The organism is Streptomyces sp. Edi4, from assembly GCF_040253615.1.
GTDB lineage: Bacteria > Actinomycetota > Actinomycetes > Streptomycetales > Streptomycetaceae > Streptomyces.
Genome location: NZ_JBEJGY010000004.1, coordinates 4159373 through 4173380, shown reverse-complemented (window position 1 = coordinate 4173380; position 14008 = coordinate 4159373). Strand labels below are relative to the sequence as shown.

Genomic DNA, 14008 nt, shown 5'->3' with positions numbered 1-14008 from the left:
AACGCGTCAGGCCTGCTTGCGGAAGCCTTCGGCGACCTTGAGGAAGAGGTCGTTGGCCTCGGTCTCGCCGATCGTTACGCGTACGCCCTCGCCCGCGAACGGCCGCACCACGACGCCCGCCGCCTCGCAGGTCGCGGCGAAGTCCATGGTGCGCTCCCCCAGGCGCAGCCAGACGAAGTTCGCCTGCGTCTCGGGCACCGTCCAGCCCTGCTGCACCAGGCCCTCGTACACCCGGTCCCGCTCGCACACCAACGAGCCGACGCGACCCATCAGTTCGTCCTCGGCCCGCAGGGAGGCGACCGCCGCGTCCTGGGCGAGCTGGCTGACGCCGAAGGGCACGGCCGTCTTGCGCAGCGCGGCGGCGACCGGCTCGTGGGCCACCGCGAAACCGACCCGTAGGCCGGCGAGCCCGTACGCCTTGGAGAAGGTGCGCAGGACGGCCACGTTCGGGCGGTCCCGGTAGATCTCGAGGCCGTCCGGCACCTCGGTGTCGCGGATGAACTCCCGGTAGGCCTCGTCGAGGACCACGAGGACGTCGGAGGGCACCCGGTCGAGGAACCGTTCCAGCCCGGCCCGGCGCACCACGGTGCCGGTCGGGTTGTTCGGGTTGCAGACGAAGATCAGCCGGGTCCGGTCGGTGACCGCGTCCGCCATCGCGTCGAGGTCGTGCACGTCGCCCGGGGTCAGCGGCACCCGCACGGACGTCGCTCCACTGATCTGCGTGATGATCGGGTAGGCCTCGAAGGAGCGCCAGGCGTACATGACCTCGTCGCCGGGGCCCGACGTGGACTGGATCAGCGACTGGGCCACCCCCACCGAACCCGTGCCGGTGGCCAAGTGCGCGTGCGGGACCCCGAAGCGCTCCGCCAGCTCGTCCATCAGCGCGGTGCACGCCATGTCGGGGTAGCGGTTGAAGTTCCCGGCGGCCGCGAGGGCGCTCTCCATCACACCGGGCAGCGGCGGGTAGGGGTTCTCGTTCGAGGACAGCTTGTAGGCGACCGGCCCCTCGGACGCCGCGGCGGGCTTGCCCGGCTTGTAGGTGGGGATGCCGTCCAGCTCGGCGCGCAGCTTGGGGCTCGTCTCGCTCACCGCAGGTCCTCCTCGACCGTCGCGTACAGATGCTGTGCACGCCGCCGCGGACAGCTCCGTACACATCCAATGCTTCTCACCTTATGAGGATTCGGGCCGCCTGCGAATAGCGGACGGGAACCGGTTCCGGGCGGGCGCACAGGCCGGGGGGAGCGCTCCTGCGTCTGCCGCACGCCGGTGGCACGCGCCGTGGCGCGCATCACCCGTGAAGGTGAGTTGAGACCTCTTCGATACATCGGACAGTTGGCAGCCGCCCACGGGTCGATGAGGGCCACCAGGACACAGAATCGCCCAACTCCCTTGCATAGCAAGGTCATTGACGGTTTTCGATCATGCAGAAACGTGCCTGTCAACGCGTGCATATGCACCCGGGCCAACCACCCGTCATCGCCCTACTATCGGCTCGCCATGACAGCAGCAGGGAAGCACCAGGTGAGCCGGTCGACCGGTCGCCGGCTGGGGCGGGCGGGCATTCGGGACGTGGCCGCCGCAGCCGGTGTCTCCATCACGACCGTCTCCGACGCGCTCAACGGCAAGGGCCGGCTCCCCGACGCCACCCGCCGCCACGTCCGCGAGGTCGCAGACCGGCTGGGCTACCGCCCATCCGCAGCGGCCCGCACGCTCCGTACCGGCAAGTCCGGCCTCATCGGCCTGACCGTGACGACCTACGGGGATGAACCTTTCACCTTCACCGAATTCGCCTACTTCGCCGAAATGGCGAGAGCCGCCACCTCCGCCGCGCTGGCCCGCGGCTACGCCCTCGTCATCCTTCCCGCCACCTCACGCCGCAGCCCGGCGGACGTCTGGTCGAACGTCGCCCTCGACGGCACCGTCGTCATCGACCCCTCCGACCAGGACCCCGTGGTCACCGAACTCGTACGCCAGGGCCTTCCCGTCGTCTCCGACGGCCGCCCGGCGGGCACCCTGCCCGTCACGGCCTGGGTGGACAACGACCACGAGGCCGCCGTACTCGACCTGCTCGACCACCTCGCCGCCGCCGGCGCCCGCCGCATCGGTCTCCTCACCGGCACCACCACCGACACCTACACCCGGTTGTCCACCGAGGCCTATCTGACCTGGTGCGGACGGGTCGGCCAGGATCCGGTGTACGAGTCCTATCCGGCCCACGACCCCTGTGCGGGCGCCGTCGCAGCCGACCGGCTGCTCGCCCGCCCGGACCGGCCGGACGCCGTCTACGGACTCTTCGACCCCAACGGCACCGACCTGCTCGCGGCCGCACGGCGCTACGGCCTGCGCGTACCGGAGGACCTGCTCCTCGTGTGCTGCAGCGAATCCACCGTGTACGCCAGCACCGAACCGCCCATCACCACCCTCTCGCTCAAGCCCAGGCGCATCGGCACGGCCGTCGTCCAGCTCCTGATCGACGCGATCGAAGGAATCGACAACGGTCATCCGATCGAGCAGGTGATACCGACCGAACTGATCGTGCGGACCTCCTCCCAGCGCCGTCCGCCGCGCACCACGGTCAGCCCGCCCCGCTCCCCGGCGAAGGGCCAGCCCGGCCAGCAGGGCCAGTCGGGTCAACCCGGACAGAACTGACCGGCCGTCCGGCCGGGTGCCGACCCCCGGCCGGACGGCGCGGCATCAGCAGTCCTGGGAACGGCAGGAATCAGCCTGTCTCGGACCGCCACATTAAGGGCATAACCACCCGCGAACCCCGCTCGCACCCGGATTGACCACCCCTGGTGCGTCACACAGCATGAGGCGCATTCCTATGATGGGCGCACGACACCACGGATCCCCGCCCGACCTGGCGGCTCCCACGGTGTACGGCGGCGCGACGGTGGTGGAGGGGTCGATGACTCAGGGGGCCGGTCAGGGACCCGTGCGGACGGAGACGTTGCGTGACTTCCGGGTGCCGCCGTACGCGCAACAGGCCCCCGTGCCACCACCGGAGGAACCGCCCGCGCTTCCGGAGCCGATGACGCCGGAGCTCCGTGCGGAGCGGGCGGCCCCGGAGTTCCCCCAGGGGCCGGCCGCCCCGGAAGCACGCCACGAGCCGGCCGGTGCGGGTTTCCAGCGGGGCGCGGCGGGTCCGGGTTTTCAGCAGGGTGCGGCGGATCCGGAAGCGCGCGACCAGCTGATGGCCTCCGAGCCCCACTTCGGGCCGGTGGCCCCGGAAGCGAACCACGAGTCGGCGGCTCCGGAGTTCCAGCAGGAGCCCCCGGCAGCCCACCCACAGGCCTCCGCGCCCCTCACGCCTCCGCCGGCGCCCGGCACGGCCACCTCTTGCGGTGACGAGGCGCCCGAGGGCTACACGCCGACCGCACGCGACCTGCCGGTGATCACTCGGGGGGACACCCTCCAGGTGCCGCTGGCCGAGCCCGCCCCCGCGTCGGCGCCCAGCGGACCCGGCCCGCTGTACGTCGTCGGCGACGTCCACGGCTACCTGGACGAACTCATGGCCGCCCTGCGCGAGCAGGGTCTCATCGACGAGTCGGGCAGCTGGGCCGCCGGCACCGCGCGCCTGTGGTTCCTCGGTGACTTCACCGACCGGGGCCCCGACGGCATCGGCGTCATCGACCTGGTCATGCGGCTCTCGGCCGAGGCCGCGGCCGCCGGCGGTTACTGCAAGGCCCTCATGGGCAACCACGAGCTGCTGCTCATCGGCGCCAAACGGTTCGCCGACACCCCGGTCAACTCCGGCGCGGGCACGGCCACCTTCCAGGCCGCGTGGTTGCTCAACGGCGGCCAGAAGGCCGACATGGACCGGCTCCAGGACGTCCACCTTCAGTGGATGTCCCGTCTCGACGCGATCGAGCAGGAGGACGACCACCTGCTCATGCACTCCGACACGACCGCCTATCTGGAGTACGGCGACTCCATCGAGGCGGTCAACGACACCGTCCACGCGATCTTGACCCGTAACGACGCCGACGAGTGCTGGGACCTGTTCCGCAAGCTCACCAAGCGGTTCGCGTTCCGCGACGGCGCCGGCCCCCAGGCCGCGCGTGAGCTGCTCGCGGCCTATGGCGGCCGGCGCGTGGTGCACGGCCACAGCCCGATCCCGTATCTGCTGGGCGAGGTCGGCACCGAGGACGGCGAAGAGGACTCGCGCCCGGTGGTCGAGGGTCCGCACCTGTACGCCGACGGACTCGCCCTCGCGATGGACGGCGGCGTGACCATGGCCGGAAAGCTGCTGGTCCAGCAACTCCCGCTGGGTGACTGAGGCATGACGCAGGGGTGACCGGGAAGGCGTTCCGCAAAGCGCCGGGTATGCCATTTCCGGAAACACCCTGTCACCTCATGCCGTAGCGGCTCTACCATCGGGTTATCCGCAGCAGGCTCTCCTCCGTTTCCGCCCAACTGCCCGTGCACCAGGCGGGCTTCCCGGCCCTACGGAGCATCGGGGGATGCACATGAACAGCGCTCCGCACCTGCTTCCCGAGGACCGCCAGGAGTTCGAGCGGATCCTCGACGAGGCGCTGCGCACCGCGCACGAACGGCCCGAGCTGTCCAGCATCGGCGAGCGTCTGAACGCGGTGCAGCTGCGCACCATGGTGCTCGCGGCCGGATCCTTCATCACCGAGCGCGCCGCGCCCGAGTACGAGAACTATGTCGAGGCGCGCGCGGCGCTGCGGCCCCCGGGCACCACGCCGGACACCGCCCTTGTGACCTCCGACGGCACCTCACTCGAACCCTCGGGCGCGGGCGTCGGCGCCGTCGTCACCGTGCTGGCCCCGGTGCTCGCCGGAACGGCCGCGGTGATATTCCTGCTGGTCGGCTACATCCTGAAGATGCTCAACCCGGTCCCGGCCTTCGCGGACACCATGCTGACGGCCGGCTGGTTCTTCGGCGCGCTGACCGCCGCGGCGATCCTCGCCGCCGCCGTCGGGCTGCTGATCACCGCGGTGCGCAACGGCGCGACGCAGGTGGTGGCGGTCGACGAGGCGAGCGAGGCGGACGCGCCCGACGAGCGCACCCAGGAACTCTCCCGCGCCCGCGAGGCCTGGCGGCACGCCCTCCTGGAACGCGGGATCTACCCGTTCCTGCGGGACGCGCTCGCCGACCCGAGCGTCGACCCCGGCGCCCCGGCGCCCCGCCGCCCGAACGGCCGGATCCCGTCCCTCGGCTACGACCGCCCCGGCTTCGGCAGCCCCGACGAGGGCGCCTCCCCCGCCAGCCACCCCAGCTTCACCAGCCCCGACTTCACCAGCCCTGACTTCGGCGGCCCGGAACACCAGCCGGACTGACCGGGACCGGGGAGCAGGCATTCCGGGGGCCTGCCGACCCCGAGCGACCAGCGTGCCGCTGCTCCGGGGGGCCCGGACCCCCCAAGCAGCGCGAACGCCCCACGCCTCAGTCGGCGATCGGCAGATAAACCCGGTTCCCCGCGTCCGCGAACTCCTTGGACTTCTCCGCCATCCCGGCCTCGATCTCCTGCGACTTCAGGTCGCCGCCGTGCTCACGCCTGATGTCCTGCGAGATCTTCATCGAGCAGAACTTCGGACCGCACATCGAGCAGAAGTGCGCGGTCTTGGCCGGCTCGGCGGGCAGCGTCTCGTCGTGGAACTCCCGGGCGGTGACCGGGTCGAGGGCCAGATTGAACTGGTCCTCCCAGCGGAACTCGAACCGGGCGTCCGAGAGCGCGTCGTCCCACTCCTGGGCGCCCGGGTGCCCCTTGGCCAGGTCCGCCGCGTGCGCGGCGATCTTGTACGTGATGACGCCGGTCTTCACGTCGTCACGATTGGGCAGACCAAGGTGCTCCTTGGGCGTGACGTAGCAGAGCATCGCGGTGCCCCACCAGGCGATCATCGCCGCGCCGATACCGGAGGTGATGTGGTCGTAGGCGGGCGCCACATCGGTGGTCAGCGGCCCCAGGGTGTAGAACGGGGCCTCTTCGCAGATCTCCTGCTGGAGGTCGATGTTCTCCTTGATCTTGTGCATCGGGACGTGCCCCGGGCCCTCGATCATCGTCTGTACGTTGTGACGCTTGGCGATCGTGTTGAGTTCCCCGAGCGTGCGGAGCTCCGCGAACTGCGCCTCGTCGTTGGCGTCCGCGATGGAGCCCGGCCGCAGGCCGTCACCCAGCGAGTACGTCACGTCGTACGAGGCGAGGATGTCGCACAGCTCCTCGAAGTTCTCGTACAGGAACGACTCCTTGTGGTGCGCCAGGCACCAGGCCGCCATGATCGACCCGCCGCGCGAGACGATGCCGGTCTTGCGGCGGGCGGTCAGCGGAACGTAGCGCAGCAGCACGCCCGCGTGGACCGTCATGTAGTCGACGCCCTGCTCGGCCTGCTCGATGACCGTGTCCTTGTAGATCTCCCAGGTCAGGTCCTCGGCACGGCCGTCGACCTTCTCCAGCGCCTGGTACAGCGGCACCGTGCCGATGGGCACGGGCGAGTTGCGCAGCACCCACTCGCGAGTGGTGTGGATGTTGCGGCCCGTGGAGAGGTCCATGACCGTGTCCGCGCCCCATTGCGTGGCCCAGGTCATCTTGTCGACCTCTTCCTCAATGGAGGAGGTGACCGCGGAGTTCCCGATGTTGGCGTTGACTTTCACCAGGAACCGCTTGCCGATGATCATCGGCTCGATCTCGGGGTGGTTGATGTTCGCGGGCAGCACGGCACGGCCCGCCGCGATCTCCTCGCGTACGACCTCGGGGGAGACGTTCTCGCGGATCGCGACGTACTCCATCTCCGGGGTGATCTCGCCGCGCCGGGCGTATGCGAGCTGGCTAACGGCCTGGCCGCCACGGCCGCGACGGGGCTGGCGCGGACGCCCGGGGAAGACCGCGTCGAGGTTCTTCAGGCCCCCGCGCGGCGAGGTGTGCTTGATGCCGTCGTCCTCGGGACGGACCGGGCGCCCCGCGTACTCCTCGGTGTCGCCACGCCCGATGATCCAGTTCTCCCGGAGCGGGGCGAGGCCTCGGCGGACGTCGGTCTCGACGCCCGGATCGGTGTACGGACCGGACGTGTCGTACAGCGTCACGGCCTTGCCGTTGGTGAGGTGCACCTGGCGGACCGGCACCTTGAGGTCGGGGCGCGACCCCTCGATGTACCCCTTGTGCCAGCCGATGGACTTCCCGCTTTCCTCAGTGCTGGAGGCAGGCGTGCGTGCGTCCTGAACGGTCATGAGACCTACTCCCTACGCCGGCATTACCCGGTAACAGGTTCGGCGGTCGGCGCAGCCTCTTCCGTACGGTTCGTACGGCTTTCAGCGCCCTCTCAGCCCGGTGCTCCGAGCTCCCGCGTGTGCAAAGGTGTCACCACGCTAGCGCCCGCACTGGCGCGCTGAACAGAGGGCCCCCTCCGTTCTTGCGATGATCGGGCGGTGACCCCACCAGAACCGCACCCTCCGCATCCCCCCGGCGGACCCGGCCAAGGACACGGCCACACGCACGGCCACACGCACGGCCACTCACACGGCCACGGGCCCGCGGCACCCGTCTCCAAGCACCTTCGCAAGGTCATCGCCGCCGTCCTGATCCCCTTCTCCGCAGCGGTACTTGTGGGGCTCGTGGTGCTCTGGCCCGGTGGCGCCCCACCGCACCAGCGCACCGGGGTCGGCTTCGACCGCCAGACCCAGCAGGCCAAGGTCCTCACGGTGGACAAAGTGGACTGCGCGTCGGTCCACGCGGGTCAGGCCCCGTCGAACGGTGACACCTCCACCGCCGAGAGCGGGCAGGCGAGGAACGCCCCGCGCCAACCGTGCGGCAAGGCCACCGTCGAGGTCACCTCCGGCAAGGAGAAGGGCCGCACCTTCACCGAGATCGTCCAGCCCGACTCGCCGCGCCAACTGCACGCCGGTCAAAGCGTGATCGTCTCGTACGCCCCCGACGCCCCCCACGACCTCCAGTACTCGGTGACCGATGTGAACCGGCGCCTCCCGATGGCGCTGCTCGGGGGGATCTTCGCGCTCGCGGTCGTGGTCGTCGGCCGGCTGCGCGGGGTGATGGCGCTGATCGCCCTGGTGGTCTCGTTCGCCGTGCTGACCTTTTTCATCCTTCCGGCGGTGTTGCAGGGTTCCAATCCGCTGCTTGTGGCGGTGGTCGGGGCGAGCGCCATCATGCTGATCGCGCTCTACATGTGCCACGGCCTGTCCGCGCGCACCTCGGTCGCCGTACTCGGCACCCTCGTCTCGCTGATGCTCATCGGGCTGCTCGGCTCGCTCTTCATCGGCTGGGCCGCGCTCACCGGCAACACCGACGACAACACCGGCCTCATCCATGGCCTTTACCCGGGTATAGACATGTCCGGCCTGCTGCTCGCGGGCGTCATCATCGGCTCGCTCGGCGTGCTGGACGATGTGACGGTCACCCAGACCTCGGCGGTGTGGGAGCTGCACGAGGCGAATCCGACGATGGGCCCGCGCGGCCTGTACCGGGCGGGCATCCGGATCGGCCGCGACCACATCGCCTCAGTGGTCAACACCCTGGTGCTCGCCTACGCGGGCGCCGCGCTGCCCCTGTTGCTGCTGTTCTCGATCGCGCAGAGCAGCGTGGGCACGGTGGCCAACAGCGAGCTGGTGGCCGAGGAAGTCGTCCGCACGCTCGTCGGGTCGATCGGGCTGGTCGCTTCGGTGCCGCTGACCACCGCGCTGGCCGCGCTGGTCGTCTCCGCGGACCGGCCCGCCCCCGGCGGCCGCGCGTCGCCCCGGCCGGCCGTGAGACGCGGCGCGGGCGGTCATCGCCGCAGGAAGTAGGGGGTCAGCCCGCGTTCTCCTCCGCCAGGATGCGCCCGAGCGCGTCCTCCAGGTGGCCGTCGAACTCCCCGAGCGCCCACTCCTGTCCCAGGGGTACGAGCTTGTCGGTACGGTCCAGGAAGGCCACCAGGGGCGCGACGCCGGCCCGGAAGAGGGCGCGGTCGGCGCCCACTTGGAGCTTGATGTGGACATCGCACAGCTCATCGGGCTCGCTGGGCTCGATCCGTACGTCGCCGTCCCCGGCCGGTTCGTTGATCCCGTCGAGCAGCAGTTCCCGCCCGAAGGTCCAGGTGACAGGCGCGTCTCCGGGGAGATGGAAGGTCATGCGCACGGCATAGGGGTCCGTCGCCTCGTACGTCAGCTCCACCGGGATCCGGAAGGCAAGCTCCTCGGAGACGAGGAACTTCATCATCACTTCTGCCTGAACCGACTCATGCATCGTCATGTACCCCGCTTTTGGCTGAAATCGGCCAGGAATGAACCCTCAGGGCCTTGGTGACGCCATCGTGCTGTACGCGTCGGCAGATCACAAGGAGTGAGTTTTCAGATACCGATAGAGAACATGAGCGAACGGTGCGGCGCGCCCCCCTCACCGCGCAGGCGTTCGACGACAGGCAGGGGCCGTTCCGCCTGGTGAAGGGGACGGAAAAGGCCAAGGTCTCGGCGCCGGAACCTGTCGTCAGGGGGATCGCGGCGCATACGGCGCTGAGGGCGTGCTCCAGGCGTTCGACGAGGAGACTCTTACGCTGCGTGATCGCGACGGGTTCCGTCAGGGGCCTGGCGATTCCATATGGTGCAGGGCTTGATCGCTTCGATCGGGGCCGGTCGAGGTGGTCCTCGCGGGCCTGGTCGTCGGGCCGGCCGCGTAGGCGCTGCCCGAACGCTTGGGCGTGCCCGGTCGCCGGGAAGTGGGTTCACTCCTCGACGGCGGGCGCGGTGGGAGTGTCGGCAACCCGGCGATCGCGATCTCACCCTCGCGGTGGACAGCGATGTAGACGGGCACCCCCGAGGGAATCCCGCCAACGGTCCAGAGAGTCAGTGATCTTGCTGCGCCTTCCGCGGCGCGCCGTGGTGGGCCGGCCGCTCGGCCGCCGCACCACAGCTCACCTTCAGGCGTGCTGCCGGGCGCCACGCCCGCCCGCATGGGACGCCGGGCGGAACTTCAGTTCCGCCCGGGTTCCGCTACCAGCCGCCGCGCGAGGAGGACGAGGAGGACAGGAACCTGCGCACCACGTAGATCAGACCACCCACCAGAGCCACGAAGACCAGGACCTTGAAGAGCAGTCCGAACAGGAAGCCGACCACGCTCGCGATCAGGCCGCCGAACACGACCAGGGCGATGACGGGCACGGCGACCCACTTCACCCACCAGGGCATCCCCGCGAATATCTCCCGTGCGGCCATCGTCCTTACCTCTTTCTGTTAGTTTCTGTCAGTTTTCTGCCAGTTCACGCATTCCGTGCCTTCGACACTCTCGATGCTAGGGGCGACCGGGTACCCAGCGGGGCGGTCGCAGCCCTTGAACTCCCCTGACCGGACCCTTAGGGAGAGTCAGGGGCGACCCTCAGCTCTCCGGCGGAGAGAAGACGACCAGAACCCTCAGATCCTCGGTGATGTGGTGGAACTTGTGGGCCACTCCGGCGGGCACATAGACCACGCTGCCGCGCGAGACCTGCGTCGTCTCCAGGCCCACGGTGATCGAGGCGCGGCCGCTGGCCACGAAGTAGATCTCGTCCTGGGCATGCGGGGACTGCGAGTCGTGTGCGCCGGCATCGAGCGCGTACAGCCCCGCCGACATGTTCCGCTCCCGCAGGAACTGCAGATACGCACCGTCGTTGGCGGCCCGTTCCGCCTCCAACTCGTCGAGCCGGAAATCTTTCATCGCCGTCCGCCCCTGCACTCGTGCCGATCGTGTCTGCCACGATCGGGCCCATGAAGAATTTTGTAGTCAAAACGATCGCCAACGCGGGCGCGCTGGCAGTGGCCGTCTGGCTGATGAAGAACATCACCCTGACCGGCGACAACACCGGGAAGAAGGCCTTGACGCTGATTCTGGTCGCGCTGGTCTTCGGCGTGGTGAACTTCGTCGTCAAGCCGGTGGTGAAGCTGCTGTCCTTCCCGTTGTTCATCCTCACCCTCGGCCTGATCACCCTGGTGATCAACGCGTTGATGCTGCTCCTGACGTCGTGGCTGGCCGACAAACTGCATCTCAGCTTCCACGTCGAGGGCTTCTGGACCGCACTGCTCGGCGCCCTGATCATCTCGATCGTCTCGTGGGCGCTGCACCTCGCCCTTCCCGACGACAAGGACTGAGCGGTACCCCCCATTCGTCTCGGTGCGCGCGCCGACCGTCGGCGCGTACCGTGACGGTGCTCGGCGAGCACGATGGTGGAACGTCCCACACGGCACGGCGGTTCCAGAGGGAGTGTGTGGCATGACAGGTGACGGCACGCGGTCCGTTCGCGCCGGTCTTCCCGACCCGGTCGCCTACGAGCCCACCCTTCCGGGCCCGGTGTTCGCCGCCCACTTCCACCTGCCCGGCGAGGCGTCCGGGCCGTACACCTACGGCCGTGACACCAACCCGACGTGGACCCATCTGGAGCGGGCCATCGCCGAACTCGAGTCGCCCGACGAGAGCGCGGAGGCAATCGTCTTCGCGTCCGGGATGGCGGCGGTGTCGGCCGTCCTGCTCTCCCAGGCGCGCTCCGGCGACACGGTGGTCCTGCCCGAGGACGGCTACCAGGCCCTGGCCCTGATCCGTGAGCAACTGGAGGCCTACGGCATCGAGGTGCGCACGGCACCGACTGCGGGCGACGCTCAACTGGCCCACCTGGCCGGCGCGAAGCTGCTGTGGATCGAGACACCGTCCAATCCGGGTCTCGACGTGTGCGACGTACGCCGCCTCGCGCGGGCGGCGCATGAGGCCGGCTCCCTGGTGGCAGTCGACAACACCCTGGCCACTCCGCTCGGGCAGCGCCCCCTCGGCCTCGGCGCGGACTTCGCGGTCGCCAGCGGCACGAAGGGGCTGACCGGGCACGGCGATCTTCTGCTCGGCTATGTGGTGTGCCGCGCCCCGGAGCTCGCCGCGCGTGTACGCAAGTGGCGCAAGGTCGTCGGGGCGATCCCAGGGCCGATGGAGGCGTGGCTGGCCCACCGCTCGCTGGCGACCCTTCACCTGCGGGCCGACCGGCAGGCCGAGAACGCCCTGGCCCTCGCCCAGGCGCTGGCCGGGCGCGACGAGGTCACGCACCTGCGCTACCCGGGCCTGCCGTCGGACCCCGCCCACCGGCTGGCCTCGGCGCAGATGCGGCGCTTCGGCTGCGTGGTGTCCTTCGACCTTCCCGACCGCGCCTTCGCCGAACGCTTCCTGGAGGCACTGCGCCTGGTCGACGACGCCACCAGCTTCGGCAGCGTGCGCTCCACCGCCGAACGGCGCGGCCGCTGGGGTGGTGACGCGGTGGGGGAGGGGTTCATCCGGTTCTCCGTCGGCGCGGAGGACGCACCGGATCTGATCGCCGACGTGGAGCGCGCGCTGGACGAGGCAGGTTCGGCCTGCGGCGGCTTCCGCTGAGGGAGCGCTTTCCGCTCGTCGGGCGCCGCCTGCGCTTACCCGCTTCGCGGCGGGGCACGCCGGGAGAGTTTCGCCGGGGCCCCTTCGGGCCACATTCCTCCCATGACCGTACGTCCAGTGGTCAAGCGCACCGCACGAGCCGTTCTGCTCGACGGCGACGACCTGATTCTGATCAAGCGCACCAAGCCCGGCATGGATCCCTACTGGCTCACGCCCGGCGGCGGGGTCGAGCCCGAGGACTCCACCGTCGTCGAGGCCCTTCACCGCGAGGTGCACGAGGAGCTGGGCGCCAAGATCACCGATGTGGTGCCCTGCTTCGTCGACACCGTCGAGCACATCGGCGCCGACGGGGGCTCGACGGGAGTGAAGGTCCAGCACTTCTTCGTCTGCCACCTCGACTCCATGGACCCTTCGTTGCGCCACGGCCCCGAGATCGAGGACCCCTGCGGGGAGTACGAGATCGTCCGGATCCCGTTCACCCGGGTGGGGATCGCCTCCGTACACCTCGTGCCGCTGTCGCTCAGGCACTATCTGGACGGCAACATTGAGGGAGTGCGGGCCATGCACGCACCCGACCTGGGCTAGCTCCCGCTCTCGAGCTCTCTCCGGACCAGCGCGTAGGCCTCCCGCAGGTCGTCGCCCGTGTACGTATGGGTGGCGAGCCCGGCGAGATGGTGGTCGGCGTTCACCGCGACCGACACGGGCACTGCGGCGAAGAGATCCACGTCGGACATGGAGTCCCCGTACGCCACACAGCTTGCGGGGTCCACTCCGAACTGGGCACACAGCCGCTTCATGACGGTGACCTTGGCCGCCGGGCTGAGGATGCCGGCCGGGTCCACGGGCCGCGTGAAGGGCACGTCCGGGAAGAGTGAACCGTGCGTGGCGTGGGCGCCCCAGCCGAGCAGCCGCTCCACGAAGAAGGACGGGGAGAGCGAAATGACGGCGCAGTAGTCGCCGCGTTCCCGGATCTCCCGCCAGACGTCCTGGATCCCGGTGAGCCATGGGGCGTTCTCGAAGGCGCTCGTCACCTGCACATCGGTGAGCCCTGACCACAGGGCGTGCACACGCACCCCGTACTCGGGCGGTCCGATCATCCCGGTGACCAGCTCCCGCTCCAGCTCTCCGATCTCATGGAGGAGTCCAAGCTGCCGGGATATCTCGATGGGCGCGGCGGAGCCCCGGATGAGCGTGCCGTCGAGATCGAAGAGGTGAAGTCTCGCCATGTACGCCGAGGCTAGTAGGTCGGGTTACTCCCCCGGCCGGACGCCCTGACCAGTCGCTCGGCGCCATCCTGTTTCACGTGAAACAACCACGATGAACCACACGCAGCCTCACGCGCCGCCCGCCGTTTCACGTGAAACATCTCCGTCGGCGGGTGCGCCGGGTCTGCCTGGTGGTCCATGTCGCCGCCTCGGCATGCTGGCTGGGCCTGGCCGTCGGCCTGCTCGGGCTCGGCCTGTCCGCCTTCTTGCTCCGCCTGGAGATCAACAACGCCGTCACCGCCGGCGTCCCCGACACCAGCCTGGTGGCCGCCCCGGTCGTGTCCTCCTTCGCGTACTTCTTCATGACGGCGATTTCGGTGCTCAAGTCGTGGGGAGCGACGGCGCGTGGCCGGAAGTACCGTGCCGACAGTCAGAAAAAGGTGGACGTCGCGCCGGTGCGTCGGACAATCTGACC

The 14008-nt window shown here is 69.7% G+C and carries 14 protein-coding genes; 8 read left to right on the top strand and 6 right to left on the bottom strand.

Annotated elements, in window-relative coordinates:
- Nucleotides 1–6 precede the first annotated feature (6 nt).
- Nucleotides 7–1089, bottom strand: coding sequence for a histidinol-phosphate transaminase (gene hisC, locus ABR738_RS20925; protein WP_350231516.1), 1083 nt, complete (start codon nt 1087–1089; stop codon nt 7–9).
- 408 nt (nt 1090–1497) lie between these two features.
- On the opposite strand from hisC, the gene ABR738_RS20920 reads away from it, so the two are divergent.
- From ABR738_RS20920 to ABR738_RS20910, 3 genes are all read left to right on the top strand, one after another.
- A complete protein-coding gene (locus tag ABR738_RS20920) occupies nt 1498–2649 on the top strand; it encodes a LacI family DNA-binding transcriptional regulator (protein ID WP_350231515.1) in 1152 nt (383 codons plus the stop codon).
- A 259-nt stretch (nt 2650–2908) separates the two neighbouring features.
- The gene (locus ABR738_RS20915) at nt 2909–4279 is read left to right on the top strand and encodes a metallophosphoesterase (RefSeq protein ID WP_350231514.1); all 1371 of its coding nucleotides are present in this window, start codon (nt 2909–2911) and stop codon (nt 4277–4279) included.
- A gap of 184 nt (nt 4280–4463) precedes the next feature.
- A complete protein-coding gene (locus tag ABR738_RS20910; RefSeq protein ID WP_350231513.1) occupies nt 4464–5303 on the top strand; it encodes a hypothetical protein in 840 nt (279 codons plus the stop codon).
- 106 nt (nt 5304–5409) lie between these two features.
- On the opposite strand, the gene thiC is transcribed toward ABR738_RS20910, so the two are convergent.
- On the bottom strand, nt 5410–7188 hold the full coding sequence (thiC, locus tag ABR738_RS20905; protein WP_350231512.1) for a phosphomethylpyrimidine synthase ThiC: 1779 nt from the start codon (nt 7186–7188) through the stop codon (nt 5410–5412).
- 198 nt (nt 7189–7386) lie between these two features.
- On the opposite strand from thiC, the gene ABR738_RS20900 reads away from it, so the two are divergent.
- The gene (locus tag ABR738_RS20900; RefSeq protein WP_350231511.1) at nt 7387–8757 is read left to right on the top strand and encodes a YibE/F family protein; all 1371 of its coding nucleotides are present in this window, start codon (nt 7387–7389) and stop codon (nt 8755–8757) included.
- Nucleotides 8758–8761: 4 nt separating this feature from the next.
- Here the strand turns inward: ABR738_RS20900 and ABR738_RS20895 are convergent, their stop codons facing one another.
- The 3 genes from ABR738_RS20895 to ABR738_RS20885 all read right to left on the bottom strand — a co-directional run bounded on the left by ABR738_RS20895 (nt 8762) and on the right by ABR738_RS20885 (nt 10639).
- Nucleotides 8762–9196, bottom strand: coding sequence for an SsgA family sporulation/cell division regulator (locus ABR738_RS20895; RefSeq protein ID WP_350234668.1), 435 nt, complete (start codon nt 9194–9196; stop codon nt 8762–8764).
- A 743-nt stretch (nt 9197–9939) separates the two neighbouring features.
- Nucleotides 9940–10161 (bottom strand): DUF5326 family protein, encoded by a 222-nt coding sequence (locus ABR738_RS20890; RefSeq protein ID WP_350231510.1) that lies wholly within the window; start codon nt 10159–10161, stop codon nt 9940–9942.
- Nucleotides 10162–10321: 160 nt separating this feature from the next.
- Complete coding sequence (locus tag ABR738_RS20885; protein ID WP_350231509.1) at nt 10322–10639, bottom strand: cupin domain-containing protein; 318 nt, start codon at nt 10637–10639, stop codon at nt 10322–10324.
- Between the two features lie 50 nt (nt 10640–10689).
- Between ABR738_RS20885 and ABR738_RS20880 the strand changes: the two genes are divergently transcribed.
- The 3 genes from ABR738_RS20880 to ABR738_RS20870 all read left to right on the top strand — a co-directional run bounded on the left by ABR738_RS20880 (nt 10690) and on the right by ABR738_RS20870 (nt 12913).
- Complete coding sequence (locus tag ABR738_RS20880) at nt 10690–11070, top strand: phage holin family protein (protein WP_350231508.1); 381 nt, start codon at nt 10690–10692, stop codon at nt 11068–11070.
- Nucleotides 11071–11191: 121 nt separating this feature from the next.
- Nucleotides 11192–12328, top strand: coding sequence for a cystathionine gamma-lyase (locus ABR738_RS20875; RefSeq protein ID WP_350231507.1), 1137 nt, complete (start codon nt 11192–11194; stop codon nt 12326–12328).
- A gap of 102 nt (nt 12329–12430) precedes the next feature.
- The gene (locus ABR738_RS20870) at nt 12431–12913 is read left to right on the top strand and encodes an NUDIX domain-containing protein (protein ID WP_350231506.1); all 483 of its coding nucleotides are present in this window, start codon (nt 12431–12433) and stop codon (nt 12911–12913) included.
- Here the strand turns inward: ABR738_RS20870 and ABR738_RS20865 are convergent.
- The gene (locus tag ABR738_RS20865; RefSeq protein ID WP_350231505.1) at nt 12910–13554 is read right to left on the bottom strand and encodes an HAD family hydrolase; all 645 of its coding nucleotides are present in this window, start codon (nt 13552–13554) and stop codon (nt 12910–12912) included. The two genes, ABR738_RS20870 and ABR738_RS20865, sit on opposite strands and share 4 nt — an antisense overlap.
- 131 nt (nt 13555–13685) lie before the next feature.
- Here ABR738_RS20865 and ABR738_RS20860 point away from each other — a divergent pair, with 131 nt between their 5' ends.
- Nucleotides 13686–14006 (top strand): hypothetical protein, encoded by a 321-nt coding sequence (locus tag ABR738_RS20860; RefSeq protein WP_350231504.1) that lies wholly within the window; start codon nt 13686–13688, stop codon nt 14004–14006.
- The last annotated feature ends 2 nt before the right edge of the window (nt 14007–14008 follow it).

Excerpts from the sequence above, each read along its gene's own strand:
- ABR738_RS20920 (WP_350231515.1), top strand. The coding sequence starts at position 1,498 with ATGACAGCAGCAGGGAAGCACCAGGTGAGCCGGTCGACCGGTCGCCGG.
- ABR738_RS20915 (WP_350231514.1), top strand. The coding sequence starts at position 2,909 with ATGACTCAGGGGGCCGGTCAGGGACCCGTGCGGACGGAGACGTTGCGT.
- ABR738_RS20910 (WP_350231513.1), top strand. The coding sequence starts at position 4,464 with ATGCACATGAACAGCGCTCCGCACCTGCTTCCCGAGGACCGCCAGGAG.
- thiC (WP_350231512.1), bottom strand. The coding sequence starts at position 7,188 with ATGACCGTTCAGGACGCACGCACGCCTGCCTCCAGCACTGAGGAAAGC.
- ABR738_RS20895 (WP_350234668.1), bottom strand. The coding sequence starts at position 9,196 with ATGCATGAGTCGGTTCAGGCAGAAGTGATGATGAAGTTCCTCGTCTCC.
- ABR738_RS20890 (WP_350231510.1), bottom strand. The coding sequence starts at position 10,161 with ATGGCCGCACGGGAGATATTCGCGGGGATGCCCTGGTGGGTGAAGTGG.
- ABR738_RS20885 (WP_350231509.1), bottom strand. The coding sequence starts at position 10,639 with ATGAAAGATTTCCGGCTCGACGAGTTGGAGGCGGAACGGGCCGCCAAC.
- ABR738_RS20880 (WP_350231508.1), top strand. The coding sequence starts at position 10,690 with ATGAAGAATTTTGTAGTCAAAACGATCGCCAACGCGGGCGCGCTGGCA.
- ABR738_RS20875 (WP_350231507.1), top strand. The coding sequence starts at position 11,192 with ATGACAGGTGACGGCACGCGGTCCGTTCGCGCCGGTCTTCCCGACCCG.
- ABR738_RS20870 (WP_350231506.1), top strand. The coding sequence starts at position 12,431 with ATGACCGTACGTCCAGTGGTCAAGCGCACCGCACGAGCCGTTCTGCTC.
- ABR738_RS20865 (WP_350231505.1), bottom strand. The coding sequence starts at position 13,554 with ATGGCGAGACTTCACCTCTTCGATCTCGACGGCACGCTCATCCGGGGC.